Source organism: Sediminibacterium sp., from assembly GCF_051861365.1.
Taxonomy (GTDB): Bacteria; Bacteroidota; Bacteroidia; order Chitinophagales; family Chitinophagaceae; genus Sediminibacterium.
This window is the reverse complement of record NZ_JBHYCW010000074.1, coordinates 1-560: the sequence shown is the minus strand read 5'-3', so window position 1 is coordinate 560 and position 560 is coordinate 1. Positions and strand designations below refer to the sequence as shown.

General features: G+C 48.9%; 1 rRNA gene. It reads left to right on the top strand.

Going from position 1 to position 560, the window contains the following annotated elements:
- Positions 1 to 236 precede the first annotated feature (236 nt).
- Positions 237 to 560 (top strand): 16S ribosomal RNA (locus ACTIEV_RS15515); the annotation flags it as partial.

Here is a 560-nt window from a genome sequence, read left to right as displayed (position 1 = left end):
CCGGTTATGCATTTCTGCTGAATTTTATCTAAAAATATTTGCGGCTGGTGCTTGCATAATAAAAATTAACCCTGCACTTTTGCACTCCCAATCGGGAACAACGGTGCTGAGAACGATCAGCACAGCGAGTTTCGGGAAGCCGAAGCAACGTTCTTTGACATGATGAAGAGAGCAAAAAGATAGGTTCGTTAGAAACATTCGATGGACTTTTTCGGAAGTCACATCACACAATATTTACAATGGAGAGTTTGATCCTGGCTCAGGATGAACGCTAGCGGCAGGCATAATACATGCAAGGCGAAGGGGCAGCAATGTCACTGTCGTACGGGTGCGTAACGCGTATGCAACCTACCTATCACTGGGGGATAGCCCGGGGAAACCCGGATTAATACCGCATAAAACAGGGGCACCGCATGGTGATATTTGTTAAAGATTTATTGGTGATAGATGGGCATGCGTTCGATTAGCTAGTTGGCGGGGTAACGGCCCACCAAGGCGACGATCGATAGGGGAGCTGAGAGGTTGGTCCCCCACACGGGCACTGAGATACGGGCCCGACT